The sequence below is a fragment of the Paracoccus bogoriensis genome (genome assembly GCF_019431455.1).
Classification (GTDB): domain Bacteria; phylum Pseudomonadota; class Alphaproteobacteria; order Rhodobacterales; family Rhodobacteraceae; genus Paracoccus; species Paracoccus bogoriensis.
On record NZ_JAHYSR010000008.1, the window covers coordinates 84,098 to 109,657 of the forward strand.

Annotated in this window: 26 protein-coding genes and 1 pseudogene; 18 read left to right on the forward strand and 9 right to left on the reverse strand. The window is 69.1% G+C overall.

What is annotated here, in order from left to right:
• Window positions 1-63: 63 nt before the first annotated feature.
• Together KY389_RS05795 and rbfA are read right to left on the reverse strand one after the other, a co-directional pair.
• Complete coding sequence (locus tag KY389_RS05795) at window positions 64-822, reverse strand: phosphodiester glycosidase family protein (protein WP_219829906.1); 759 nt, start codon at window positions 820-822, stop codon at window positions 64-66.
• Complete coding sequence (gene rbfA / locus KY389_RS05800) at window positions 812-1,234, reverse strand: 30S ribosome-binding factor RbfA (RefSeq protein WP_219829907.1); 423 nt, start codon at window positions 1,232-1,234, stop codon at window positions 812-814. The genes KY389_RS05795 and rbfA overlap by 11 nt, the downstream gene beginning before the upstream one ends.
• A gap of 76 nt (window positions 1,235-1,310) precedes the next feature.
• Here rbfA and dapB point away from each other — a divergent pair, with 76 nt between their 5' ends.
• Together dapB and KY389_RS05810 are read left to right on the forward strand one after the other, a co-directional pair.
• On the forward strand, window positions 1,311-2,144 hold the full coding sequence (dapB, locus tag KY389_RS05805) for a 4-hydroxy-tetrahydrodipicolinate reductase (RefSeq protein WP_219829908.1): 834 nt from the start codon (window positions 1,311-1,313) through the stop codon (window positions 2,142-2,144).
• A 60-nt stretch (window positions 2,145-2,204) separates the two neighbouring features.
• Window positions 2,205-2,636, forward strand: coding sequence for an HIT family protein (locus KY389_RS05810; RefSeq protein ID WP_219829909.1), 432 nt, complete (start codon window positions 2,205-2,207; stop codon window positions 2,634-2,636).
• Here the strand turns inward: KY389_RS05810 and KY389_RS05815 are convergent.
• On the reverse strand, window positions 2,633-3,235 hold the full coding sequence (locus tag KY389_RS05815; RefSeq protein ID WP_219829910.1) for a COG3650 family protein: 603 nt from the start codon (window positions 3,233-3,235) through the stop codon (window positions 2,633-2,635). The two genes, KY389_RS05810 and KY389_RS05815, sit on opposite strands and share 4 nt — an antisense overlap.
• 167 nt (window positions 3,236-3,402) lie before the next feature.
• On the opposite strand from KY389_RS05815, the gene KY389_RS05820 reads away from it, so the two are divergent.
• The 3 genes from KY389_RS05820 to KY389_RS05830 are packed head-to-tail and all read left to right on the forward strand — an operon-like array spanning window position 3,403 to window position 7,545.
• A complete protein-coding gene (locus KY389_RS05820; RefSeq protein WP_219829911.1) occupies window positions 3,403-4,122 on the forward strand; it encodes a response regulator in 720 nt (239 codons plus the stop codon).
• On the forward strand, window positions 4,103-5,293 hold the full coding sequence (locus KY389_RS05825) for an FIST N-terminal domain-containing protein (protein ID WP_219829912.1): 1,191 nt from the start codon (window positions 4,103-4,105) through the stop codon (window positions 5,291-5,293). Before KY389_RS05820 ends, KY389_RS05825 begins: the two co-directional genes overlap by 20 nt.
• Window positions 5,290-7,545 carry a hybrid sensor histidine kinase/response regulator gene (locus KY389_RS05830; RefSeq protein WP_219829913.1) on the forward strand — a complete coding sequence of 752 codons (2,256 nt, stop codon included), beginning with the start codon at window positions 5,290-5,292 and terminating at the stop codon, window positions 7,543-7,545. The genes KY389_RS05825 and KY389_RS05830 overlap by 4 nt, the downstream gene beginning before the upstream one ends.
• A 6-nt stretch (window positions 7,546-7,551) precedes the next feature.
• Here the strand turns inward: KY389_RS05830 and KY389_RS05835 are convergent, their stop codons facing one another.
• The gene (locus KY389_RS05835; RefSeq protein ID WP_219829914.1) at window positions 7,552-8,025 is read right to left on the reverse strand and encodes a sigma-70 family RNA polymerase sigma factor; all 474 of its coding nucleotides are present in this window, start codon (window positions 8,023-8,025) and stop codon (window positions 7,552-7,554) included.
• 186 nt (window positions 8,026-8,211) lie between these two features.
• Here KY389_RS05835 and KY389_RS05840 point away from each other — a divergent pair, with 186 nt between their 5' ends.
• From KY389_RS05840 to trxA, 7 genes are read left to right on the forward strand one after another with little or no spacing between them, the layout of a single operon-like run.
• Window positions 8,212-8,484 (forward strand): hypothetical protein, encoded by a 273-nt coding sequence (locus tag KY389_RS05840; protein WP_219829915.1) that lies wholly within the window; start codon window positions 8,212-8,214, stop codon window positions 8,482-8,484.
• Between the two features lie 33 nt (window positions 8,485-8,517).
• On the forward strand, window positions 8,518-9,570 hold the full coding sequence (locus KY389_RS05845) for an NAD(P)H-dependent flavin oxidoreductase (RefSeq protein ID WP_281426517.1): 1,053 nt from the start codon (window positions 8,518-8,520) through the stop codon (window positions 9,568-9,570).
• Between the two features lie 46 nt (window positions 9,571-9,616).
• The gene (gene tsaE, locus KY389_RS05850) at window positions 9,617-10,999 is read left to right on the forward strand and encodes a tRNA (adenosine(37)-N6)-threonylcarbamoyltransferase complex ATPase subunit type 1 TsaE (protein ID WP_219829916.1); all 1,383 of its coding nucleotides are present in this window, start codon (window positions 9,617-9,619) and stop codon (window positions 10,997-10,999) included.
• Window positions 10,996-11,670, forward strand: a complete 675-nt coding sequence (locus KY389_RS05855; protein ID WP_219829917.1) for a nucleotidyltransferase family protein — start codon at window positions 10,996-10,998, stop codon at window positions 11,668-11,670. The genes tsaE and KY389_RS05855 overlap by 4 nt, the downstream gene beginning before the upstream one ends.
• Window positions 11,663-14,602, forward strand: coding sequence for a double-strand break repair protein AddB (gene addB, locus KY389_RS05860; protein WP_219829918.1), 2,940 nt, complete (start codon window positions 11,663-11,665; stop codon window positions 14,600-14,602). Before KY389_RS05855 ends, addB begins: the two co-directional genes overlap by 8 nt.
• Window positions 14,595-17,963: a double-strand break repair helicase AddA gene (addA, locus tag KY389_RS05865; protein WP_219829919.1), complete on the forward strand. Its 3,369-nt coding sequence runs from the start codon at window positions 14,595-14,597 to the stop codon at window positions 17,961-17,963. The genes addB and addA overlap by 8 nt, the downstream gene beginning before the upstream one ends.
• A gap of 59 nt (window positions 17,964-18,022) precedes the next feature.
• The gene (trxA, locus tag KY389_RS05870; protein WP_219829920.1) at window positions 18,023-18,343 is read left to right on the forward strand and encodes a thioredoxin; all 321 of its coding nucleotides are present in this window, start codon (window positions 18,023-18,025) and stop codon (window positions 18,341-18,343) included.
• 34 nt (window positions 18,344-18,377) lie between these two features.
• Here the strand turns inward: trxA and KY389_RS05875 are convergent, their stop codons facing one another.
• Window positions 18,378-19,298, reverse strand: a complete 921-nt coding sequence (locus KY389_RS05875) for a capsular polysaccharide export protein, LipB/KpsS family (RefSeq protein WP_219829921.1) — start codon at window positions 19,296-19,298, stop codon at window positions 18,378-18,380.
• A gap of 97 nt (window positions 19,299-19,395) precedes the next feature.
• On the opposite strand from KY389_RS05875, the gene hslV reads away from it, so the two are divergent.
• Together hslV and hslU are read left to right on the forward strand one after the other, a co-directional pair.
• Window positions 19,396-19,950, forward strand: a complete 555-nt coding sequence (gene hslV, locus KY389_RS05880) for an ATP-dependent protease subunit HslV (RefSeq protein WP_219829922.1) — start codon at window positions 19,396-19,398, stop codon at window positions 19,948-19,950.
• 62 nt (window positions 19,951-20,012) lie between these two features.
• Window positions 20,013-21,311 carry an ATP-dependent protease ATPase subunit HslU gene (gene hslU, locus KY389_RS05885; RefSeq protein WP_219829923.1) on the forward strand — a complete coding sequence of 433 codons (1,299 nt, stop codon included), beginning with the start codon at window positions 20,013-20,015 and terminating at the stop codon, window positions 21,309-21,311.
• On the opposite strand, the gene KY389_RS05890 is transcribed toward hslU, so the two are convergent.
• Together KY389_RS05890 and KY389_RS05895 are read right to left on the reverse strand one after the other, a co-directional pair.
• Window positions 21,306-21,923, reverse strand: a complete 618-nt coding sequence (locus KY389_RS05890) for a Smr/MutS family protein (protein ID WP_219829924.1) — start codon at window positions 21,921-21,923, stop codon at window positions 21,306-21,308. The two genes, hslU and KY389_RS05890, sit on opposite strands and share 6 nt — an antisense overlap.
• Window positions 21,923-22,579: a Tim44/TimA family putative adaptor protein gene (locus tag KY389_RS05895; RefSeq protein WP_219829925.1), complete on the reverse strand. Its 657-nt coding sequence runs from the start codon at window positions 22,577-22,579 to the stop codon at window positions 21,923-21,925. Before KY389_RS05895 ends, KY389_RS05890 begins: the two co-directional genes overlap by 1 nt.
• 109 nt (window positions 22,580-22,688) lie before the next feature.
• On the opposite strand from KY389_RS05895, the gene KY389_RS05900 reads away from it, so the two are divergent.
• Genes KY389_RS05900 through KY389_RS05910 form a run of 3 tightly spaced genes read left to right on the forward strand, consistent with a single transcriptional unit; the run spans window position 22,689 to window position 24,446 of the window.
• Window positions 22,689-23,243: an FxsA family protein gene (locus tag KY389_RS05900; RefSeq protein WP_219829926.1), complete on the forward strand. Its 555-nt coding sequence runs from the start codon at window positions 22,689-22,691 to the stop codon at window positions 23,241-23,243.
• 54 nt (window positions 23,244-23,297) lie between these two features.
• Window positions 23,298-23,834 (forward strand): protein-export chaperone SecB, encoded by a 537-nt coding sequence (gene secB, locus KY389_RS05905; protein ID WP_219829927.1) that lies wholly within the window; start codon window positions 23,298-23,300, stop codon window positions 23,832-23,834.
• A gap of 6 nt (window positions 23,835-23,840) precedes the next feature.
• Entirely contained in the window at window positions 23,841-24,446 is a 606-nt protein-coding gene (locus KY389_RS05910) for an HD domain-containing protein (protein WP_219829928.1), read from the forward strand.
• 3 nt (window positions 24,447-24,449) lie between these two features.
• Here KY389_RS05910 and KY389_RS05915 read toward each other — a convergent pair whose 3' ends face one another.
• Window positions 24,450-24,755, reverse strand: a complete 306-nt coding sequence (locus KY389_RS05915; protein WP_219829929.1) for an H-NS histone family protein — start codon at window positions 24,753-24,755, stop codon at window positions 24,450-24,452.
• A gap of 322 nt (window positions 24,756-25,077) precedes the next feature.
• On the opposite strand from KY389_RS05915, the pseudogene KY389_RS05920 reads away from it, so the two are divergent.
• Window positions 25,078-25,236: pseudogene (locus tag KY389_RS05920) on the forward strand (IS5/IS1182 family transposase); the annotation flags it as partial.
• A gap of 138 nt (window positions 25,237-25,374) precedes the next feature.
• On the opposite strand, the gene KY389_RS05925 reads toward KY389_RS05920, so the two are convergent.
• Window positions 25,375-25,560 (reverse strand): transposase (locus KY389_RS05925; protein WP_219829931.1); only part of this gene is annotated, 186 nt, incomplete at its 5' end.

Consider the following 25,560-nt stretch of genomic DNA (forward strand, 5'->3'; position numbering starts at 1 on the left):
CCACCTTTCCGAAATGAAGGCGGCGGCATAGCCGGGCGGCGCCCCACGGTCAACAGGGCGAGGTCAGCCGTCCTGCCCCACCAGCCCGATGATCGGCCCCATCGAGCGGCCGAAATCCGCGCGCCGGACCGAGGGCGCATAAAGCCGCGACACCGATCCGTCGAAATAGAGCGCGTTCGGCACGCCCAACCCGTCGCGGAAGAAGCGGCCGAATTCGTGGAAGGTCACGGGACGATTCGAAATGGCGAACCAGGCCGTCTGCCCGTCGGCCGAGACGCCGACCCCGTTGCGGATGTAGCGGCTGGTCGAATCGACCAGAAAGCGGGGATGCAATTCGCCCTCGATCACCAGCATGGGGCCGGATTGGGTGGCCAGCCGGCAATCAGGGCGGGTCTGCGCGAAGGTGCGGCTTTCGATCACCGCGAAGGGCTGCGCGCCGCCCGAACAGAAGACGCCGTTGGGCAGCATCCCGAAATTGTCGTTGCTGGCGCCTGTCACGATAGGCGACAACTCGACCCCGTCGATGACCAGCAGGCCGACCGCCCGGTAATCAGCGTGGAACATCCCGGCATTCATCGCAAAGGCCAGCGACTCGCCCGGCGCCAGCACGCGGCGGAGATTGGCGAAGTGGCGCAGCGGCGCGCCGTCCGGCCCGTCCTGCCAGAGCCGCAGCGCGCCTTCCTGCGCAGCAGTCACCTCGCAGAGGACATAGCCCTGTCCGTCATGTTCGACCCGTTCGCAGATCGCGGCGGCGGCGGGCAGGGTCAGCGCCAACAGCATCCCGAAGGCCACGCCCAGACGGCGCGGCAGGTCAGCGCTCATCGTCATCCTCGGGGGTATCGCTTTCGACATCGCGGCGCACGCGCTCATCGGCGAACATGCGGCGCGTGTCGTCCAGCCGGTCGAAGGTCTCGTCCAGCTGAAAGCGCAGCTGCGGCGCGTATTTCAGCGACATCGCCCTGGCAACCAGATGGCGCAGTTCGGGCGCGTTGCGGCGCAGAGCGGCCAGCGCGTCCTGGGCCTCTGCGCCGCCCAGGGGCAGCACGAAGGCGGTCGCGATCTTCAGGTCGGGCGAGGTGCGGACCTCGCCCACGGTGATCGAATGCCGGTTGAGGTCGGGATCATGCACATCCCCGCGCAACAGCACGTCGGACAGGGTGCGCCGGATCAGTTCGCCCACGCGCAGCTGTCGCTGCGACGGGCCTGGTCCATGGGAAAAGCGGTTCTGTGCCATGCCGTCCGATGTAGGGGGTCGCGGCGCGGCCCGCAACGGGATATGAGCCACAGGACAGCCAAAGCGGAGAAGCCCGATGAGCGATTTCCAGAACAGCACCCAGCCCCAGCGTCCGGGCGTGGTCGTCACCGGGGCGTCGGGCCGGATGGGGCAGATGCTGATCCGGCTCTTGCTGGACAGCCCGGACCTGCGGCTGGTCGGCGCGCTGGAGCGGACCGGCCATGACTGGATCGGCCGCGATGTGGGCCAGGCGATGGGCGGCGCGCCGGTGGGCGTGACGGTCAGTGACGACGCGGTCGCGGCCATCGCGCGGGCGCAGGCGGTGATCGACTTCACCGCCCCTGCCGCGACCGTGGCCTTTGCCGAACTGACCGCGCAGGCCCGCGCGGTTCATGTGATCGGCACGACGGGGTTCGAGCCTGCCCATCTGGACGCGCTGCGGGCCGCCGCGCGTCATGCCCCGATCATCCGGGCGGGGAACATGAGCCTTGGCGTGAACCTGCTGGTCGGGCTGACGCGCAAGGTCGCCGCCGCCCTGGGCACCGATTGGGATATCGAGGTGGTCGAGGCCCATCACCGCCACAAGGTCGATGCGCCCTCGGGGACGGCGCTGATGCTGGGAGAGGCCGCCGCCGAGGGGCGCGGCGCCAGCCTTGACGATCTGCGCACCCCCGCGCGCGAGGGGATCACCGGCGCCCGGGCGCCCGGCAGCATCGGCTTTGCCGCCATTCGCGGCGGCGACGTGGTGGGCGAACATGACGTGATCTTCGCAACCGAAGGCGAGCGGATCGTGCTGCGCCATCTGGCGACCGACCGCGCGATCTTTGCGCGCGGCGCGCTGCGCGCGGCGCTGTGGGGGCAGGACAAGGGCCCCGGCGAATACGACATGCATGACGTGCTGGGGCTGTAACCCTCTTGCCAGCGGCCCCCGGCCCGGCGCAGCCTTGCGCCGTGCCAGCCGGAGGATGCCATGAAGGATTGCCTGTTCTGCAAGATCGCCCAAGGCGCGCTGCCCGCCCATGTCCTGCACCGGGACGATCACGTCATGGCCTTTCTGGACCTGCATCCGATCCGCGAGGGCCATGCGCTGGTCATCCCGCGCGCCCATCACGTCTGGTTCGAGGACATGCCCGCCGATCTGGCCGCCCGCGTGACCCATTGCGCCCAGGGCATCGCCCGCGCGATGAAGGCGCTTTACCGGGTCGAGCGGGTGTCGATGTTCTTCACCGGCATCCATGTGCCCCATGCCCATGCCCATGTCGTGCCGATGCATCATGTCCATGACGTGACCTCGGCCGCCTATCTGGCGGACGGGCCCCAGGCGTTCTCGGTCCCGCCGCGGGCGGCCGACGACCGCATGGCCGCCGTCGCGGCCGATCTGGCGCGGGCGATGCGCCTCTAGCGTGCGATGCGGCAGCAACCGGTCAGAAGCTCGGTCCCGTTCATCACCGCCATGGCGCGCAAGCCCATCACCCGGTCGGACATCCCGTCCGAGCAGACCTGCGGCGTGGCCGTCAGCGTGATCGGCCCGGCCACGATCGCACGCGCCGGGTCGCGGAAGACGCCGCTGTCGAGGATCGCGCCGATCCGGTGGCGCGTCTCGCCCTCGGGCGTGGCATGGACAAGGTCGCCGCCCTCGGCGTGAAGCGACCAGAAGGGCTCGGTCCCGTAACAGGAAAAGCCCTGCGGCAGCTGGCCCCATTCCCAGACATCGGTGCGGTAATCGAGATAGCGCATCGAGACCCAGCCCGAGATCTCGCCCGCATTCACGCGACCCCAATTGCCGATCTGTTCGACGACCTCGATCCCGGTGGCGTCCGGGGCCAGCGTGCCGATCACCGGGGATCGCGCATCGGGGCGCTGGCGGATGTTCAGCACGTCGTCCGAGGCCACGCGGGCCACGTCGAACAGCGTCGGCAGGATGTATTCCTGCGTCGCATGGGCGGGCGCGACATTCAGCGCCAGAAGGGCGGCAAGGCAGGCAGAGGGCAGCAGGCGCATGAGTGGCACTCCTTGAGGAACCGCGCCAGCCTATCGCGGCAGAGCCGCCGGCAGAAGCCGGGCGGGCTTCACGCTTTTGCGCGCGCCATTCGACCTTTTGACAAGTCGGCCTTTCCTGCGGAAAGGTCTAGACTGGCGGCTAACAGCGTCGCCAACGGGGGCCAGACATGGCAGACAGCAGGCACGAAGCCCAGAATAGCGCCGAAGGTTTCCGGTCGGCCCTGATCGTCGAGGACCATCCCCTGTTCGGTGATGCTCTGGCGATGACGCTTCGCTCGGTCTCGGGGATCGCGCATGTGACACATGCCGAAAGCCTGGCGCAGGCCTGCGGGCTGCTGGGGCCGGGCCATCCCTTCGACGTGATCCTGCTGGACCTGAACCTGCCCGATGTGGACGGGCTGGAGGGCCTGCTGACGCTGCGCCGCACAGCGCCGGGCGTGCCGGTCCTGCTGGTCACATCGGTCAACGAGACGCAGGTGATCCGTTCGGCCCTGGCCGGGGGCGCTGCGGGTTTCGTGCCCAAACATTCGCGCCGCGACGTGTTCCGCGCCGCCTTCGAGGCGCTGGCCGCGGGCGAGGTCTTCGCCCCCGACCTGCCCCCCGAAGCCGCCATGGACGAGGCTCCGGGCGGCCGTCCGACCCCGGAGGCGATCATGCGCCGCCTGTCGCAGTTGACAAGACAGCAGGCCAGGATCCTTGATCTGATCTGCGAGGGGCAGATGAACAAGCAGATCGCGCATGAATTGTCGATCGCCGAGACGACGGTAAAGGCCCATGTCACCGCGATCATGCGGAAGATGGGCGTGTCGTCGCGGACGCAGGCGGTGCTGATGGCGCGGGACGCGAATCTGAAGGGACGGACTGCCGATGGTGGAGGCACGGCATGATCTGACGGCACAGCATCGCGGGCAGGACGCGGCGCAGGAGGAGGCGCCGCGCCGGGCCTCGGTCGCGGCGGCACTGGCCGATCCGGCGGGCGCCCTGGCCGCGCGGCTGGGGCCTGGCCCGCACGCGCTGATCGTGCTGTTCGCGGGCGAAGGCGCAGCATTGCCGCAGGTGCTGGCCGGCCTGACCGCGCGCTACCCCCGGACCGAGATCCTGGGCTGCACCACGGCCGGCGAGATCGGCGAGAACGGCTATGCCGAGGGGCATCTGGTCGCCATCGCCTTTCCCGCATCCTCCTTTGCGGTCGAGACGGTGGTAATCGACCCCCTGTCGGCCATCGATTCGCGCCGGATGGTCGCGCGGCTTCAGCAGGCGCGGCTGGATCTGAGCCGCCATGCCGACCGGTTACGGCACGAGCTGGCGCTGCTGCTGGTCGATGGCGTCTCGGGCGAGGAAGAATTCCTGATCGCCTCGCTTACGGGCGGGTTGGGGCCGATACCCATTGTCGGGGGCTCGGCCGGGGACGGTCGCAATTTCACCCGCACGCAGGTCTTTCGCGGCGAGCGCGTGCATGACAACGCGGCCATTCTCTGCCTGATCCGCAGCCGGATGATGATGCGGACCTTTTCCTTCGATTCGACCATGCCCTCGCGTCGGCAGATGGTGGTGACGCAGGCCGATCCGGCCCGGCGCATCATCCTGCGGATCAATGACGAGCCCGCCGCCGCCGAATATGCGCGGCTTCTGGATTGCCCGCCCGACAATCTGGGCCCAGAGCTTTTTGCCACCCGCCCGGTTCTGGTGCGCGTGGGCGGGCGCCACTTCGTGCGCGCGATCCGCGATGTCGGACCGGGGCAATCGCTGGTCTTCTTCGGCGCCGTGGCCGAAGGGATGGTGCTGACCCTCTCGGCGGAAACCGACATCGCGGCCCATCTGGAACGCGCGCTGGAGGGCCTGTCGCGCGACGGGCCGCCCAGTCTGATCCTGGGCTTCGACTGCGTGTTCCGCCGCGTCGAGGTCGAGGTGCGCCAGCGTCTGGCCGAGGTCTCGGCGCTGCTGGCGCGTCACCGGGTTGCGGGCTTTTCGACCTATGGCGAGCAGATCAACGGGATGCACCTGAACCAGACGCTGACAGGCGTGGCCTTCTATCCCGACGGGGCAGGCTGGGCATGACGCGCGTTCCCGTCCTGCCCGACCTGCCCGCCGATATCGAGGCGATGCTGCGACCCGGCGACGATCCGGCCCGGCGGCATGAAAAGCTGGTCAGGATCGTACAATCGCTGATCCGCCAGATCGAGGATCTGCCCGACGATCACGGCGCGGGCTATGCCCAGTTCCAGCGCGCCGCCGTGCTGGAAGAGGAAGTCCGCGCCCGCACCGAACAACTGGAACATGCGCTGGACCTGTTGAACGCCTCGAACGCGCAGCTTTCGGCGGCCCTGGCCGAGAAGGAGGCTGCGCGGCGCAACCTGGCCTCGGCCATCGAGACGATGCACGAGGGATTCGCGCTGTTCGATGCCTCGGACGTGATGGTGATGTGCAATTCGCGCTTCAACGCGCTGCTGCCCGACATCCGCGACCGCCTGAGCCCCGGCCTGACCTTCGAGGAATATCTGGCCTTGGCGGCCAGTTCGCGCCATCTGGTTCTGCCCGAGGGCATGACCCGCGCCGGCTGGATCGAGATGCGCCGCCGCCGCCATGCCGAACGCCACTTCATCCTGACGCAGGGCATGGCCGACGGGCGGCTGGTGCAGGTCTCCGAGCAGCGGACGGGCGACGGCGGCACCGCAATCATCCAGACCGAGGTGACGGAGCTGGTGCGCGCCGAACGCGCCCTGCGCGGACGGATGCTGGACGATCAGGCCGCAATCCTTCAGGCGACGCTGGAACATCTGCCGCTTGGGGTCTGCCTGTTCGATGGCGGGCTGCGGCTTCTGGGCTGGAACAGCAACCTGTCGCAGATGCTGGCCTTGCCGCTGCCGCGCTTGCGGCGTGGGATGCATTTCGACGAATTGTGGCAACAGATCCGGCGGCAATTCGTCTTTCCCGCCGGGCAGGGGGCGCATTCGCTGCTGTCCTGGGCGCGGTCGGTCCGGCGCAAGGAAAGCTACCGGACCGAAGTGACGCTGGGCGCGGGCCGCACGCTGGCCATCTTTGCGCAGGAGATCCCCGATGGCGGCTTCGTCATGTCGCTGGACGACATCACCGACCACAAGCGTGCCCTCTACGAGATCAGCCGCGCCAACGAGACGCTGGAAACGCGCGTTCAGGAACGCACGATGGAGCTGAAGGACGCGCTGGCCCGCGCCGAACGCGCCAATGCGTCGCGCGCGCGCTTCGTCGCGGCGGTCGGCCATGACCTGATGCAGCCCCTGTCCGCGGCAACGCTTTACGTCGGTTCGCTGATGGAGGAAATCGCAGGCGCGGGGCCGCGCGCCAAGCTGGACAAGATCCAGCGTTCACTGGATTCCGTCAGCGGCCTGATCGAGGCGCTGCTGGACATCTCGCGCCTTGAGGCCGGACAGGCCGCGCTGACGATCGAGCCGGTCGCGCTGGCGCCGATGCTGGAACAGCTGCGCGCCGAATTCGCGCCCCTGGCCGAACAGAAGGGGCTGGAACTGGTGCTGCGCCCGGCGCGCGCCACGGTCCTTTCGGACCGGACCTATCTGCGGCGCATCCTGCAAAACCTGATCTCGAACGCGATCCGCTACACGGATCGGGGCCGGGTGATGGTCGCGGTGCGGATGCGGGGCGACCGGCTGCTGGTGCAGGTGCGCGACAGCGGGCGGGGCATCGCGGAAAAGGACCATCAGGTGATCTTTGCCGAGTTCCGGCGGCTGGATGCCAAGGCCTCGGCGGCCGAAGGTCTGGGGCTGGGGCTGGCGATCGTGGATCGGGCGGCCTCGCTTCTGGGACACAGGCTCAGCCTGCGCTCGGCGCCGGGCCGGGGCTCGACCTTCTCGGTCGAGATGGCGACGACGCGGCAAGGGGCCAGCGACGCGCTGGCCGGTCCGGTCGCGGCGGCGCCCGCGCAGGCCTTGTGCCTGACCGCGCTGATCGTGGAAAACGACCAGGGCATGACCCAGGCCCTGACCCAGCTGCTGGAGCAATGGGGGGTGGACGTGCTGGACGTCACCTCGGGCGAGGAAGCCGTCGCCCTGATCGAGGAAACCGGGGTCGAGCCGGATCTGTGCCTGTGCGATTACCAGCTGGGCGCGGGCATGGACGGGCTGGAATGCCTCAAGGCGCTGGCGGGGATGCTGCCGCCGCATTCTGGTCGCTGGCTGATGACCGCGAACCGGGCTGATGCGCTGGCGCAGGAGGCCGCCGCCCTGTCGGTGGAGTTGCTGACGAAACCGATCCTGCCCGCCACGCTGGCGCGGATCGTCATGGCGGCCGGGCGTCAGGCGCGGCCGGTCGAATAGCGCTGCTTACGCCTCTGCGTGCAGGCTGCGGCGCAGGATGGCCCGGGCGCGGTTCACGCGGCTCTTGATCGTGCCGATATCGCAGCCCAGCACTTCGGAGGCGTGCTGATAGCTTTCGCCGATCACCGCGACCAGAACCAGCGCCTCGCGGTAGTGAACGGGCATGTCGCGCAGCGCCTGCTGCATTTCCTGCGACGCCATGTGCCAGTCCTGCGCCGCCGCCACGACCGGCCCGCCCGAGACACAATCCTCGGCCCCCGTCCTTTCGCGCGCCCGCTTGCGGCAATCGGTATAGAAACGGTTGCGCATGATGGTAAACAGCCAAGCCCGCATATGGGTGCCGGGCCGATAGCTGTGGGCCTTCTCGATGGCGCGCAGCAGGGTGTCCTGAACCAGATCCTCGGCATCGGCGGCGTTGCCGCAAAGCGATCTGCCATAGGCTTTCAGCGCGCGAACATGGGCCAGGATGTCGTCGGACATGATGAGCTTTCAGGCCGGATTGAGGATCGCATGTGCCTCACCCAATGCCGCGCCTGACTGTTCGGTTCCGCGACCGCCAGGAACCGGCGCTCCAACGCCGATCACAACGCGATCCGGCGCGGGAACAAACGCGCAGCAGAGCTGTTTCAATCCCATCTTCCCGCGGCAGATATTCGGAGCAGCCCGATGAGCTTTCACGCCCTGACCGCCCAAGGTGGCAGCGACCTCCTGGCCCAGGCCGATCCGGTTCCGCTGGTCGGACCGGGGCGCAATTCGCCGCCTCGGATCCTGCGGCGCACCACGATTACCCTCAATCTGGAAATGCGCGATGACGGCGCGATTCAGGTGACTTCGGGCGACATGCCCTGGCTTGCCCTGTGCGAACATGACCCGCGCCGCCTGTTCCGCGATGTCTGCGGTGCTCTGCGCTACGAACTGCGCCGCCGCTTTCAGGGCTGAGGCCGCTTGCCCCGGGCGCGGGCCTGGGGCAGCATGGCCGCGATGCGCCTGACCGAACGCCTGTCTTTGACCCATCCCCTGTTCCAGGCCCCGATGGCCGGTGTCGCCACACCCGCCCTTGCGGCTGCCGTCAGCAATGCGGGCGCGCTTGGCGGGCTGGGTCTCGGCGCCGCCGGGGCCGAGGGCGCGGCCCGGATGATCCGTGACACGCAGGCCCTGACCGCGCGGCCCTTCAACGTGAACCTCTTCTGCCACGCCCCGGCCCGCCGCGACCCCGCGCTTGAGGCCGCCTGGATCGCCCGCAGCGCGCCCCTTTTCGCGGAGTTCGGCGCCCGCCCGCCCGAGGCGCTGGCCGAAATCTATCGCAGCTTTCTCGACGATCCGGCGATGCTGGCCGTGCTGCTGGATCTGCGCCCTGCCGTCATCAGCTTTCACTTCGGCCTGCCCCGCCCCGACCAACTGGCCGCCCTGCGCCAGACGGGCGCGGTGCTGCTGGCCTGCGCGACCGACCTTCCCGAGGCGCGCGCCATCGCCGCGGCCGGGCTGGACGGGATCATCGCGCAGGGCTGGCAGGCGGGCGGGCATCGCGGCATCTTCGACCCCGACGCCCCCGACAGCCGCCTGACGACCGAGGATCTGACCCGCCGCATCCGGGCCGAGCTGCCGCTGCCGGTCGTGGCGGCGGGCGGGCTGATGGACGGGCGCGACATCGCTCGCGCCCTGTCATGGGGCGCCGAGGCCGCGCAGCTGGGCACCGCCTTCATCGCCTGCCCCGAAAGCGCCGCCGATGCCGATTACCGCGCCCGGATGGCGGGCGGGCGGACGGTGATGACGCGGGCGATCTCGGGGCGGCCGGCGCGCTGTCTGGAAAACCGCTTCACCCTCTGGGCCGGGGACCAGCCGCAGGACGCGCCCGCGCCCTATCCCTGCGCCTATGATCTGGGCAAGGCGCTGAACGCCGCCGCCCGCGCTGCCGGCGAGACCGGCTTTGGCGCGCATTGGGCCGGGACCGGCGCGGCGCGGGCGCGCGCCCTGCCCGCCGCCAGGCTGGTGGCGGAACTGGCGCGCGAGGCCGCCGCGCCCTGACGCGCGGCCTGTTCCCCCGGCCCGCCGCTTTGGCTAGAACGGCGACATGGACACGCTGATCGCCGACGAGACCCTGACCGCCGGGCTGGCCCGGATGCTGGCCGCCACGACGCGCCCCGGCCAGACCCTGCTGCTGGAGGGGCCGGTCGGCGCGGGCAAGACCCATTTCGCCCGCGCCTTCATCCGCGCCCGTCAGGGCGATGCGGCCGAGGACGTGCCCAGCCCCACCTTCACGCTGGTCCAGACCTATGACGACCCGATGGGGACCGAGATCTGGCACGCCGACCTCTATCGTCTGACAGACGCCTCGGAATTGACCGAGCTGGGTCTGGACGAGGCGCTGGACGAGGCGATCTGTCTGATCGAATGGCCCGACCGGCTGGACCGCGTGCCGAAAGGCGCGATCTGGCTGCGGCTGGCCAATCTGCCAGACCCGGCCCTGCGCCGGATCGACCTTGCTGGCGACGATCCGCGCATTGCACTTTGCGCGGGCTTCCTGCACCGGGCGGGCTGGTCCGATGCGCGGGTGATGCCTTTGGCGGGCGATGCCTCGGCGCGGCGCTATTTCCGGCTGGAGGGCGCCGAGGGCCGGGCCGTGCTGATGGACGATCCGGGCGGCAGCATGGAGGCGTTTCTGGCCATGACGCATTGGCTGCGCGGCCACGGATTCGGCGCGCCCGCGATCCTGACCGAAGATGCCGCGCAGGGGCTGGCCCTGGTCGAGGATCTGGGCGACGACCTTCTGGCGCGGGTGCTGGAACGCCAGCCCGATCTGGCCCCCGTCGCCTATGCGCGCATCGCCGATCTGCTGGCCGGGCTGCACCGCCTGCCGGTGCCCGAGGGCGTCCCGCCCCTGAACGCGGCGGCGCTGGCCGATCAGGTCGGGCTGTTCGCGCAGTTCTACCTGCCCGCCGCCGGGGCCACGGCGCCCGATATTGCCCCGATCATCGCCGCCCTTCACCGCGATCTGGCCGAAGATGTCGCGCCCGTCGTCGCCTTGCGCGATCTCCATGCCGAAAACCTGATCTGGCGCGGCGCGGCGCCGCTTGGGCTGATCGATTATCAGGACGCGGTGGCCGCGCATCCGGCCTATGATCTGGTCTCGGCGCTGCAGGATGCCCGCCGCGACGTCGCCCCCGACATCGCCCAAGCCACGATCCGCCGCTATCTGGACGCGGCCGGCCACGACCCGGACGGCTTCGCCGCCGCCTATGCGCTGCTGGGTGCAGCGCGCAACCTGCGGATCCTGGGCATCTTCGCGCGGCTGGCGCTGCGCGACAACAAGCCGCGCTATCTGGGGCTGATGCCGCGGGTCTGGGACCATGTGCAGACGAACCTGCGCCACCCTGCGCTGGCGCCTCTGGCGCGGGCGTTGAAGGGCGTGCCGCCGCCCTCGGATGCGATGATCGAAAGGCTTTCCGCGCGATGACCCTGCCCCTGATGATCTTTGCCGCGGGCTTGGGCACACGGATGCGCCCGCTGACCGACATGCGCCCCAAACCCCTGATCGAGGTCGCAGGCCGAACGCTCCTGGACCGCGCGCTGGATCTGGGTGCCGAGGCCGGGGCCGCGCCCATCGTGGTCAACACGCATTATCTGGGCGCGCAGATCCGCCGCCATCTGGCCGGGCGCGACATCGCCATCAGCAGCGAGGCGGGCGCGATTCTCGATACCGGGGGCGGGCTGCGAAAGGCGCTGCCCCTGCTGGGACCGGGGCCGGTGATGACACTGAACCCGGATGTGGTCTGGACGGGGCCGAACCCGCTGGCGGCGCTGGCTGCTGCCTGGGACGGCGCCCGGATGGAGGCGCTGCTGGCGCTGGTGCCGCTGGACCGCGCCGTCGGGCGCCGGGGCGCGGGCGATTTCGCGCTGGATGGCGCAGGGCGCATCACGCGGCGGGGCGATCTGGTCTATGGCGGTGCGCAGATCATCCGGACCGAGCGGCTGGCCGCCATCCCCGACCGCGCCTTTTCGCTGAATCGCCTGTGGGATCTGATGATCGCCGAGGGCCGCGCCTTTGGCATGATCCATCACGGCGGCTGGTGCGATGTGGGCTATCCGCAAGCCATCCCGCTGGCTGAAGGGCTGCTACATGGTTGAGCCGATGCGTGGTCTCTATGCTCTGCCCTGCGGGGTGGATTACGCCGCCGAATTCGTGCGCGGCCTGCTGGAGCGGTTTCGCGGCCGGCCGCCGCAGGATCTGGCGCGGGTGACGATTTTCGTCCGTCAATCTGCGACCCTTTCGGCCATCCGCCGTGCACTGGACGATCGCGGCCCGCTGCTGCTGCCGCGTCTGCGCGTCGTGACCAGACTGGCGCCCGGACCGCTGGCCCTGCCCGACCCGCCCGAGCCGCCCCTGGCCCGGCAGCTGCAGCTGGCGCGGCTGGTGGCGGGCTTTGCGGCGACGCGACCCGATCTGGCGGCAAGCTCGGTTCCGGTTCTGGCGAAATCGCTGGCCGACCTGATGACCGAGATGCAGCGCGAGGGCCGCGACCCGGCTGCCCTGGAGGGGATCGACACCGGCGATCACGCGCGCCACTGGCAGAACGCGCTGGCCTTTCTGCGCATCGCGGCCGGGTTCTATCTGGACGGTGCCGCCCGCGATCAAGCCGCCCGCCAGCGGCTGGCGGCCGAAGCCGCCGCGCGCGACTGGCCGCTTGGGCTGAACCTGCCGGACGGACCCGTGATCGTTGCGGGCTCGACCGGCTCTAATGGGGCAACGCGGCTGTTCATGCAGGCCGTGATGGCCCTGCCCGAAGGCGCCGTTGTGCTGCCCGGCTTCGATTTCGACCAGCCGCAGGCGGTCTGGGACCGGCTGGACGAACGGTCCGAGGATCACCCGCAGGCCCGCTATGCGCCGCTGATCACAGGCGGGCTGCCGCGCCCCTGGACCGATCTGGCGCCACCCAGCCCCGCGCGGGCGCAGCTTGTGTCGCTGGCCCTCCGCCCCGCGCCGGTCACGGATCAATGGATCACCGAGGGCCCGTCCCTGCCCGACCTGATCATGGCAACCGACGGCCTGACCCTGATCGAAGCCGACCAGCCGGGACAGGAGGCCGAGGCCATCGCCCTCATCATGCGCGAGGCCGCCGAGACCGGGCAGGAGATCACCCTGATCGCCGCCGATGCCGGATTGATCCGGCGCGTCAAGGCCGCGCTGGACCGCTGGCATATCCGCCCTGATGACAGCGCGGGCCAGCCCCTGCCGCTGACCCCGCCGGGGCTGTTCCTGCGGCAGGTAGCGGCTGTGTTCGGCGAGGCTCTGACCATCGACCGGCTGCTGATCCTGCTGAAACATCCGCTGACCGCGACCGGGTCGGACCTGGTGGCGCGCAACGACATGCTGCGCCATACCCGCGATCTGGAATTGCGGCTGCGCCGCCGCGGCCCCGCCTTTCCCGATGCAGCCTTCCTGCGTGATTGGGCCACCCGGGGCGATACCAGCCGCAAGCTCTGGGCCGAATGGCTGGCCGGGATGGTCGAGCGGATCGCTCTCTTTGCCCGCGATCGCCGCCCCCGGCCCTTGCCCGACCGGCTGGCCGATCTGATGTCCCTGGCCGAAGCACTGGCGGCGGGGCCGGACGGCGATGCGGGCCGGTCGCGGCTGTGGCAGGACAAGGCGGGGCAATTGTCGCGCGCCGTGCTGGATCATCTGGCCGAGCATGCCGCACTTGGCCCGCCCCTGACGCCCGGCGATTTCTGCGCCCTGCTGATCGAGCAGCTTCAGACGGAATCGCAGCGCGAGGATATTACCACCGACCATCGCCTGCGCATCCGAGGCCCGCGCGAGGCGCGGATCTTCGGACATGGCACGGTGATCCTGTCGGGCCTGAACGAGGGGGGCTGGCCGCAGGCGCCCTCGCCCGATCCGTGGCTGTCGCGGCAGATGCGGCTGGCGGCGGGCCTGCCGGTGCCCGAACGCCAGATCGGGCTGGCCGCGCATGATTTCCAGCAAGGCATCGGCGCCGAGCGTGTCATCCTGACCCGCGCGCGGCGCGATGCCGAGGCGGAAACCATCCCCTCGCGCTGGCTGAACCGGCTGGTCAACCTGATGAACGGCCTGCCCGACCGCGGCGGGCCCCGGGCGCTGGCCGCGATGCGCGCGCGGGGGCAGCGTTGGCTGGACATGGCCGAGGCGATGGCCCGCCCCGAGACGCGCACGCCCCCGGCCCGCCGCCCGGCACCGGTGCCGCCGGGCAAACCCTTTGCCGAATTGCCGGTGACGGATGTGGCCACGCTGATCCGCGACCCTTACGCGGTCTATGCCAAGCGCGTTCTGGGCCTGCGCCCCCTGCCGCCGCTGCGGCCGCAGCCCGACGCCTCGCTGCGCGGGCAGGCGCTCCATGCCATCGTCGAAGCCTTGCTGCTCGGCAATGCGGACGTGACCGATCCGGTGGCGCTGAAGGCGCGCTTTCTGGCGCTGTCCGACAAGGTTCTGGCCGAACATGTGCCCTGGTCTGCTGCCCGTGCCTTCTGGTCGGCGCGGATCGCGGGAATTGCGGACCAGCTTGTCGCCGACGAGGTTGCACGCCGCGCCGAAGGCCGCCCCGTGGTAATCGAGAATGGCGGCCGGGTCGCCATCGAGGGCCTTGGCATCGTGCTGACCGCCCGGCCCGACCGGATCGACTTGCTGCATGACGGCCGCGTGATGATCTACGATTACAAGACCGGCAAGCCGCCCTCGGACAAGCAGATTGCGGCCTTCGACAAGCAGCTTGTCCTGCAGGCTGCGATGGCGCGGCGCGGCGGCTTTGCCGATCTGGGGCCGGTCGATGTCGCGGGAATCCGTTATATCCAGTTGGGCGAGCGCGGCGAGACCCATCCGCGCGAGCACTCCCCCGATCTCGAGCGCCGGAACTGGGAGGGGCTGATCGCCCTGCTGCGCGCCTATCTGACCGGTGAGGTGGGCTTTACCGCCATGCGCGCGCCCGAGACCCTGTCCTTTGCGGGCGATTACAACCATCTGGCGCGCTATGGGGAATGGGCGCTGACCGATGCCGCCGAACCGCGGAAGGTGGGCGATCATGGATGACGCGACACGAAACCAGATCGCGGCGGCAGACCCGCTGCGATCCACATGGCTGACGGCGAATGCCGGGTCGGGCAAGACGCGGGTGCTGACCGACCGGGTGGCGCGGCTTTTGCTGGCAGGCACAGCGCCCGAACGCATCCTGTGCCTGACCTATACCAAGGCCGCCGCGACCGAGATGCAGAACCGCCTGTTGTCGCGGCTGGGTCAATGGGCGATGCTGCCCGAACCCGCCTTGCGCGCCGAACTGGCCGCGCTTGGCGAGGAGGGCGCCCCCGATCTGGCCGAGGCGCGGCGTCTTTTCGCCCGCGCGATCGAGACGCCCGGCGGGTTGAAGGTGCAGACGATCCACAGCTTCTGCGCGGCGCTTCTGCGGCGCTTTCCGCTGGAGGCCGGCGTGCCGATGGGGTTCAGGGAACTGGACGACCGCAGTGCCGGCGCCTTGCGCGCGCGCATTCTGGAAGACATGGCCGAGGCTGGCGATCCGGCCATCGCGGAGCTGACGCGGCTGCATTCGGGCGAGGGAATCGACGGCTTTCTGGCCGGGCTGTCGGCATCCGATTATGCAAGCCCGCCCGATGCGGCGGCAATCTGGCGCGCGCTGGACCTGCCGCCCGGACTGACCGCCGAGGCGCTGCTGGCGCAGGTCTTTACCGGGTCCGAGGGCGATCTGATGGACGCGCTGCTGCCTCTGCTTCGGGGGGGCAAATCCACCGATGCCAAGCTGGCCGAGAAGCTGGCGCGGGGCAGATGGCGCAATCCCGGCCTTGACGATCTGGCGATCCTGACGGGCTGCCTCTTGTTCGGTGCCACCACCAAGGCGCCCTATGCCGCCAAGATCGGCGCGATCCCGACCAAGGATCTGCGCACGGGCCCCTGCGCGGCCCTGATGCCCGATCTGGACGATCTGATGATTCGGGTCGAACAGGCCCGGCCCTTGATGCACGCGCTGGCCACCGCCGAACACACGCTGGCGCTGCACCGCTTCGGCCATGCCTTCACCCTGCGGATGGAGGCCGAAAAGGCCGCGCATGGCTGGCTGGATTTCGACGACCTGATCCGCCGCACCGCCGCGCTGCTGGAGGAATCCAGCATGGCGCAATGGGTGCTGTGGCGGCTGGATGGCGGGATCGACCACATCCTGGTGGACGAGGCGCAGGATACCAGCCCCGGCCAGTGGCGCGTGATCCGCCGCCTGACCGACGAATTCACCAGCGGGGCGGGCGCGCAGGACAGGCCGCGCACGCTGTTCGTGGTGGGCGATCCCAAGCAGTCGATCTATTCCTTCCAGGGCGCCGACATCGCCGTCTTCGAGGAGATGCGCGACCGCTTCGACACCGCTTTTCGCGAGGCGCAGGCCCCGATGCAACAGCGCGGGCTGGCGCACAGCTTCCGGTCCTCGCCCGCGATTCTGCGGCTGGTCGATGCGGTGTTTCAGGGCGAGGCCGCGCAGGGTCTGGGCGATCAGCCGAACCATATCGCCTTTCGCGCGGGTCTGCCGGGGCGCGTCGATCTGTGGCCGCCGATCCCCGCCCCCGAAAAGCCCGAAGAGGGCGACTGGACCCGCCCCGTCGATGCGCCGGCCGAAAACGACGCCGAGGTGGTGCTGGCCCGCGCCATCGCCCGCCAGATCGGCGCGATGCTGGGCAGCCCGATCCTGGACGCCAAGACCGGCCAGCCGCGCCCGATCGGGCCGGGCGACATCCAGATCCTGGTCCAGCGGCGCGGGCGGCTGTTCGACGCGCTGATCGGGGCGCTGAAGGCCGCGAACCTGCCGGTGGCGGGGGCCGACCGGCTGAAGCTGGCCGCCGAGCTGGCCGTGCGCGACATCACCGTCACCTTGTCGGTTCTGGCCACGCCCGAGGACGATCTGGCGCTGGCCGCCGCCCTGCGCTCGCCGCTGTTCGGGCTGTCCGAGGATGATCTCTATCGGCTGGCCGTCAACCGCAAGCCGCGAGAAACAGTATGGGAGCGGCTGCGGCATTCGGCGCATCAACGCGCGCGCGAGGTGTTGAACGATCTGGCCGCGCTGGCGGATTTTCTGCGCCCCCATGACCTGATCGCGCGGCTGCTGACCCGGCATGGCGGGCGCGCCGCGCTGCTGGCCCGCCTTGGCCCCGAGGCCGAGGACGGGATCGACGAGCTTCTGTCGCAGGCGCTGGCCTATGAGCAGGTCGAGACGCCCTCGCTGACCGGCTTCCTCGTCTGGCTGGAGGGCGACGAGGTCGAGGTCAAGCGGCAGCTTCCCTCGGGGGCGGGCGGGCTGATCCGGGTGATGACGGTCCACGGCTCCAAGGGTCTGGAAAGCCCCATCGTCTTTCTGCCCGAGACACAGAAGCGCCGTGCGCCTGCGGGCGGGCGGATCGTCGATCTGGACGGGATGCCGGTCTGGCGCGGCAATGCGGCGGAACGCTGCGATGCGGTGGCCGTGGCCGTGGCCGATTGGGAACGGCGGCAAGAGGAAGAACGCAGGCGGCTGCTTTACGTCGCCATGACGCGCGCGGAAAGCTGGCTGATCGTGGCGGCGGCCGGCGAGGTGGGCGACGCGCTGGACAGTTGGCATTCCATGATCGCGGCGGGGGCGGCGCGCTGCGATCTGGCCCGCGCGCCCCTGCCTCTGCCCGATTTGCCCGACGGGTTGCGCCTGTCCTTCGGCGACTGGCCCGACCAGGCCGAGGCGGCGGCGCCCAGCGCGCCGGTGCCGGTCGCGCTGCCGGATTGGGCGCTGAGAAAAGCGGCCACCCCTCCGGGTCATGTCTCGCCAGTGCGGCCCAGCAAGTTTGAAGGGCTCAAGAGTATCGGCTCGGGAAAGGCCGACCGGGAATCCGCGATCGAGAGGGGTATCCGCCTGCATCTGCTGCTGGAACATCTGCCCCACCACGCGCGCGCCGACTGGCCCGCTCTGGCCCGCGCCCTGCTGGCCGGGGCCGAGGGCGGCCTGCCCGATGCGGTGGAACTGGACGACCTGCTGGCCGAGGCACAAGCCGTGATCGACGCGCCCGATCTGGCGCAGGTGCTGCGTCCCGCGCCGGGGGCCGAGATCCTGGCAGAGGTGGCAATCACCGCTCCTCTGCCCGGAATCGGCGTGCTGAACGGCGTGATTGACCGGCTGATCGTCGAGGAGGCGCGTATCCTGGCCGTGGACTACAAGACCAATGCCGAAGTGCCCGACGCGCCCGGCGCCGTTCCCCTGGGCATCCTGCGGCAGATGGCGGCCTACCGTGCGGCTCTGCGCGGCATCTGGACGGACCGCCCTGTCGAGACGGCAATCCTGTGGACGGCGACGCGCAGCCTGATGATCCTGCCCGACCCGCTGCTGGACGCGGTGATGGCCGGACTTGACCAGAGCCACCCGGGTCCATAGCTGTTGGAGATGATGCGTCGGCCCGCGCCGGCGACCCCATTTCCAGGAAGGAGCAGCGCATGGCCACCGTGCATGTGAACGACGCCGAATTCGATGCCGAGGTCCGTCAGGCCGACACGCCTGTCGTGGTCGATTTCTGGGCCGAATGGTGCGGCCCCTGCAAGCAGATCGGCCCCGCGCTGGAGGAACTGTCCGACGAATATGCGGGTCGGGTGAAGATCGTGAAGATCAACGTGGACGAGAACCCCGAACAGGCGGCGGCGCTTGGCGTGCGCGGTATCCCGGCCCTGTTCATGTTCAAGGGCGGCGAGGTCGTCAGCAACCGCATGGGCGCAGCCCCCAAGGCCGCGCTGAAAAGCTGGATCGACGAATCGATCTGATCGGGGCCTCGGGCTTCGGTCAGCCGGGCTTCGGTCAGCCGGGGGCGGCGGCCTGAACGGGCCAGCCGCCCTTTCTCATGGCCGCCAGCAGCCTCTGGTCGGCATCCGGCGCCATCATGTCCAGCGCCGTCCGGCGCAGGAACCAGTCGAGGAACTTCCCGGTCGGCGGGGCGTGGTCCGGTGCGCGGGCGATCGCCTCGTCTGCGCCGAGCCGGGCCGCGTTCAGGCAGACATGGTGGTAATCGGATTGCCCGAACAGCACCACCGGCTTGTCCAGGATCAGCCCGTCGAACCCCACCGAGGAATTCTGCGTCACGACAAAGGCGCAGTCACGCAGGAGGGCCTGCGTGTCGCCTCCGATGGTCAGGTTCGGAAATTCCCGCGCAAGCGCGTGCAGCGCCTCGTGGTCGGCCTGATCATAGGTCTCTTTCGGGTGAAGGGTCGCGATGCAGGGGCGCCCGCTGCGCGCAGCGGCGCGGATCATCTGGACAGGGCTGGCCGACTGAAAGCTGCGCTGGCGGCGGATATGGCCTTGCAGCGGGATCAGGATGTGATCGCCCCGCACCGGATCGGGGCCGGGCAGGACACGGTTCCGCAGACGGCGGGCGAAATTGGCCGCCGCGTCATCCTCGATCCGCGAGGGGTCGAAGCGCGCCCTTGCGATGGGCCAGCGCCAGCGTTCGGCCAGCCGCTCCAGCCGCCAATAGGGATAATGATAGGCCAGCCGGAAGGTCAGGGCGCGATCATGGGTAGGCCGCTCCATGTTGAACAGCGCATAGCCGGGCTGATGCGGCGCCTCGGCCCGGGCGTCCATGCCGGAAGGACGGATGTTGATCTGCCAGCCGCGCGGCTCCAGCACGGCGCGGATGCGGTTCAGAAAGCCCAGCTTGCCGGCCCGGGCCGTGTGCAGGATCGGGGGATGCAGATAGACGTTGAGGACCAGATCACTGCTCATGCGCGGCAGGCTAGGGAGCCGGGGGCCGCTTTTCAACGGGTTGCAAGCAGCCCGCGGGGTCCATATCTGACGCCCTGAACGATCATGCGGAGCGATCATGGCAGAGGACGGATTTCCCGGCTGGCACGGCACCACCATCCTGGCGGTGCGGCGCGGCGGCAAGGTCGTGGTGGCGGGTGACGGTCAGGTCAGCGTGGGCCAGACGGTGATGAAGGGCAGCGCGCGCAAGGTGCGCCGCCTCAGCCCCGGAGGGCGCGACGTGGTGGTGGGCTTCGCCGGTTCGACCGCCGACGCCTTCACCCTGCTGGAGCGGCTGGAGAAGAAGCTGGAGGCCGCGCCTGGCCAGTTGCAGCGCGCCTGCGTCGATCTGGCCAAGGACTGGCGGATGGACAAGTACCTGCGCAACCTGGAAGCGATGCTGATCGTCACCGACGGCGTGGACCTGCTGGTGGTGACCGGCGCGGGCGATGTGCTGGAGCCCGAACATGACGTGGCCGCCATCGGATCGGGGGGAAACTTCGCGTTGGCCGCGGCGCGGGGGCTGCTGGAAAGCGACCTGGACGCCGAGGCCATTGCCCGCAAGGCCATGCAGATCGCCGCCGATATCTGCGTCTATACCAACGGGCGGTTGACTGTCGAAACGATCGGTTGATGGGTATTTGGGCAACGGAGAAGGGGCCTGCGGCGTCGTGCTGCGGCCCCGTGGAGAGTGACATGACTGACCTGACCCCTCGCGAGATCGTGTCCGAGCTGGACCGTTTCATCATCGGGCAGAGCGAAGCCAAGCGGGCCGTCGCCGTGGCTTTGCGCAACCGCTGGCGGCGCAAGCGGTTGGGGGCGGATCTGCGCGACGAGGTCTATCCCAAGAACATCCTGATGATCGGGCCGACCGGCGTCGGCAAGACCGAGATCAGCCGTCGGCTGGCCAAGCTGGCCAATGCGCCCTTCATCAAGGTCGAGGCCACGAAATTCACCGAGGTCGGCTATGTCGGGCGCGATGTCGAGCAGATCATCCGCGATCTGGCCGATGCCGCCATGGTCGAGACCCGCGAGCGGATGCGCGAGGCCGTCAAGGCGCGCGCATACAAGGCGGCCGAAGATCGTGTGATCGCCGCTCTGGCCGGGGATGCGGCGCGCGAGGGCACCCGCCAGATGTTCCGCGACAAGCTGAAGCGCGGCGAGCTGGACGACACCGTGATCGAGCTGGAACTGCAGGACAATTCCTCGCCTCTGGGCATGGAGATTCCGGGCCAGCCGGGCCTGGCGGGCGGCATGGACCTTTCAGCGCTGTTCAAGGCCTTTGGCGGGCGGCGGGTGCGCCGCAAGGTCAGCGTGCGGGAAAGCTATGACCTGTTGATCGCCGAAGAAGCCGACAAGCTGCTGGACGATGAGACGGTCAGGACCGCCGCGCTGGAGGCCGTGCAGGAGAATGGTATCGTCTTCATCGACGAGATCGACAAGGTTTGCGCCCGGACCGAGGCGCGCGGCGGCGACATCAGTCGCGAGGGAGTGCAGCGCGACCTGCTGCCTTTGATCGAGGGCACCACCGTCAGCACGAAATACGGCCCCGTGCGGACCGACCACATCCTGTTCATCGCCTCGGGGGCGTTCCATGTCGCCAAGCCCTCGGATCTGCTGCCGGAATTGCAGGGCCGCCTGCCGATTCGGGTCGAGCTGCGCGCCCTGACCGAGGGCGATTTCATCCGCATCCTGACCGAGACCGACAATGCCCTGACACGGCAATATTCCGCGCTGATGGCCACCGAGGATGTCCACGTCACCTTCACCGAGGACGGGATCGCCGCCCTTGCCCGCATTGCCGCCGAGGTAAACGGCGCGGTCGAGAATATCGGCGCGCGCCGGCTTTACACCGTCATCGAGCGGGTCTTCGAGGAATTGTCCTTTGTCGCGCCCGATCGCAGTGGCGAGTCGGTCAGGGTGGATGCCGCCTATGTCGAGCAGCACCTGGGCGATCTGGCGCGGTCCACCGACCTGTCGCGCTATGTGCTATAGCGCCCCGCGCAGGCGGCGCAGATAGACGTAATAGGCGCCCTCGCCCCCGTGATTGTGATGCGCGGGGGTGGCCTGCTGCACCACCGCCGAAAGTGGGCCAGTATGCAGCCAGAACGGCACCTGATGGCGCAGCGCGCCCGGCCGCGTCGGCAGCGGGCCGTGATCGCCGCGCCCCTTGCCGGTGATCACCAGAACCAGCCGCAGCCCTGCGGCATGGCAAGAGAGGATGAACTCGATGAGTCGCGGATGGGCCTGGGCCAGGGTCAGCCCGTGCAGGTCCAGCCGCGCCTCGGGACGCAGCTTGCCGCGCGTCATGCGCCTATGCGTCTTGGGGTCCATTCGCAGGGGCTGAGCCGCCAGGGAAGCCGCCGGGCTGCGCGCGGTGCTGGTCTGGCGCAGCGGGTGCTGGACAAGCTGCCCTATGCGGAAAGCAGGAACCGCGCCCGGCTGGGGGCGCGGCGCGGATTTCGGCGGCATCGGTTCGGAGGCGGCGGGGGTCTTGGGGGGCTGGGTCAGCGGCCCCCGTGCCTTGCCGTCAAGCGGCGATGCCGTTGCCGCGATGCGCGCCCATAGTTCGGCCTCTTCGGGCGACAGGCCCCTGCGGCGGGGCATCAGCCGGTCGCGACAAGCTGCCAGTTCGGGTCATCCTGCCCCATGACGCGGGCGAAGGTCCAGACATCCTTCTGCTTGCGCGGGGCCTTGGGGTCGCCCTCGATCACATTGCCCTCTGCGTCGCGGGTGGCGGCGATCAGTTCGCCCACGAAGCGCACCGTTACCTCGGCCATGCCGGTCACGCGGTCGAATTCGGCCGAGACAAGCGCAGTCTCGCGCGTGCCCAGATAGCTGGCCTCGACGCTCTGGCCGTTCGCCGCGCGCTGGTCGATCACCGACTGGAAGGCCTCGGCCACGGGCTCGGCCAGGAAAGGCCGCACCTCGGACAGGTCGCCGCGTTCAAAGGCCATCAGGATCATTTCGTAGGCCACCTTGGACCCGCTGAGGAACTCGCGCACGCCAAAGGACGGTTCGACCTGCTTCATCGCGGCCAGCGCCTCGGCGGTCGGACTGCCCGCTTCGGCATGGTCGAGGATGTCGTGATCCACTTCCTCGGCGGTGCCGTCGATCACCTCGAAGCGGCGCGGCGTCGGGGCCGGATTCTCGACCTGCGGGGGCTCGAACCCGTCGCGCGTTCCCAGCACGTTCCGCAAGCGCAGGATCAGGAAAATGGCGATCCCCGCCAGAACAAGCAGCTGAAGAAGGGGGTTGGACATGAGGCAACCTTTTGTGCGATCGGGTCTGTTGGTATCGGACGGCGTGGCCCTTATGTAGGAAACGCGCCGGTGCAAGTCCAGTTTCAGCACCGCAAGGAGGGATCAGCGCATGTGGCTTTTCTGGCTGTTTCTGGCCGTCCCGATCATCGAGATCGCCCTGTTCATCCAGGTCGGGGGCCTGATCGGGTTGTGGCCGACGCTGGCCATCGTCGTGCTGACCGCGATCGTGGGAGCGGCGGTGATGCGCAGTCAGGGCGCCCATGCCTGGGCCGAGATTCAGCGCAGTTTCTCGGAATTGCGGGATCCGACGCGGCCCTTGGCGCATGGCGTGATGATCCTTGTCGCGGGGATGCTGTTGCTGACACCAGGCTTTTTCACCGATGCGGCCGGGCTGGCGCTTCTGGTGCCGGGCATCCGCGATCTGGTGCTGCGCCAGCTTGCAAGCCGCATCCGCGTGACGCGGGTGCAGGCCAGTCATGCGACGATGCGTCGCGACGATCATCGCCCGCCCTATGGCGAGGGCGTGATCGACGGCGAGTATTATGTGGCCGATGATGAGCCGCGCCCGCCCCAACCCGCTCCGCTGGACCTGCCGCCCCAACTGGACGAGCTGCCCCGCCGCGGACCTCGCCGCCCCGATGGCTCGGGCTGGACGCAGCATTGAGGCGGCCGGGCCTGCCTGATAGAAGCGGGCAAACGTCGCAAACGAGGAAGCAAGATGGCTGACGAAAACACCCCGAACGGCGCCGCGCCGCAACCCGCCGCACAGGCGCAGAATGCAGGCCAGCCGCAGCTTCGCATGCAGGTTCTTGCCCAGTATATCCGTGACCTCTCGTTCGAGAACGGTGTGGCGCAGAAGGGCGCGCCCGCCGGCGAGATCCAGCCCGAGATATCGGTGCAGGTCAGCCTGGATGCCCGCCGCCGCGGCGGCGAAAACCAGTACGAGGTCATCAACAAGTTCCGCGTGACCTCGAAGAACCGCGCCGATGGCGCAACGCTGTTTCTGGCCGAGCTTGACTATGCTGGGGTGTTCCAGATCGAAGGCGTGCCCAACGAGCAGATGCATCCCTTCCTGATGATCGAATGCCCGCGGATGCTATTTCCCTTCGTGCGCCGGATCATCGCCGACCTGACGCGCGACAGCGGCTTCCCGGCCTTCAACATGGACCCGGTCGATTTCGTGGCGCTGTATCGTCAGGAACTGGCGCGCCGCGCCCAAGCCCAGCAGGCGCAGGCCGAAGCCAAACCGTCCTGATCCAGCATGGCCCCGCGACCGCGCAGGGCCTGGCAGCGGATGCTGTCTGGCCGCAGGCTTGATCTTCTGGACCCGACGCCATTCGACATCGAAATCGAGGACATCGCCCACGGTTTGGCCTTTGTCGCGCGATGGAACGGCCAGACGCGCGGCGACTGGCCCTATTCCGTGGCAGAGCATTCGCTGTTGGTCGAGGAGATCTTCACCCGGCTGGAACCGGCTCTGCCGCCGCAATGGCGGTTGGCCGCCTTGCTGCATGACGCCCCGGAATATGTGATCGGGGACATGATCTCGCCGGTCAAGGCGGCGCTTGGGGCGGAATATGGCGCGATGGACGAACGCATCGCCGCTGCGATCCACCGGCGTTTCGGGCTGCCCGCCACGCTGCCCAAGCCGATCAAGGCGCGCATCAAGCAGGCCGACCGCATCTCGGCCCGGATCGAGGCTGTGGCGATTGCCGGCTTTGATCCGGCCGAGGCGCGGCGGCTGTTCCCGCTGCGGGACGAGCGCGCGACCGAGGGGCTGGAACTGGTCCTGCGCCCCCCTGCCGAAACACGCGCCGCCTATCTGGCGCGCTTTGCCAGGATCATGGCGCTGATGGATGCGGGCTAGGCGTCAGATCGGCAGGTATTCCAGCGACTTGCCCGCATTCAGGCTGTCCTGAACCCAACGCAGCTTTCGGCCCCGGCCGGGCCAGGTCAGCGAGGGGCTTTCGGGACGGGCGTATTTCGGCGCAACCTTGCCGCCTTTGCGCGGTGTGGCTTTGAACAGATCCGGCAGATCGAAGCCACGTGCGCGGGCGGTGTTCGCGCGGGCGGTGCTTTCGACGGTCCGGATCGCCTCGCGTCGGCGGCGATCCTCGCAACGGGAAATCGCGCGATCCGGCCTGTTCGGCAGATCGCGCAATTCCCTGGGTGACATCTTGTCGAAGTCTATTCCTTTCGCCTTCAGCAGATATGACCGGTCCGAAAGCAACTTCAGGCCCCCACGAAAAATCGCTCTGGCCGGGTGGCCGGGATGGAAGGCAGAGCACGGCAGACCGCCGGGGTGTGCCGATGGCGCAAAGGGGTTTCCTTGATCCTTCAGACCGCCATGCGGGCCTTGAAGCCAAGCGAGCCCGCTGGTCGAGATCGACGCCATCGGGCCGCTGCCGAAGAGTCACAACAACACGGCGATCAGGAACGGGGAGGTGCCCCAGGTCCGGGCGGGAGGTCCGGGCGGGCAAGCCCGCCATGCGCCCTTGATCGAGCATTTCTGCGGCGTCCAGTCCAACGGCTCGGGCGGGACGCTGGTGTGCCGCATCGGCCTGATCCGCGCCAAGGCCAGGATCGGGATGAGGAACCTCGCCGGGACGATGCGCCGTCTGGTCCGGCTGCGTCGCCTCAACCCGTGCCCGGCGTGACTATGGCACGACACTCTGGCCGCAGGGGCCGAAACCCGCCGCGACCAGGCGGAATGCTCTGCGATCAAACGCGGCGATCGTGTCCCTTGGAGTGGTGTAGCTGGCCGATGGCCAGCGTGATCTCCGGCGGGGCCGGGGTCAGCCTTCGACATGGGCGAGACTGACGATTGGACCGTCGCTGACGCTGGCGACGCTTTCATGCGTCATGTAGCGGGCGCGCTGGACGGCCCACTCGTCGTTCTGCTCAAGCAGAATGGCGCCGACGAGGCGTCGGATGGCAGCCTCGTTGGGAAAGATGCCGACGACCTCTGTCCGGCGCTTCAC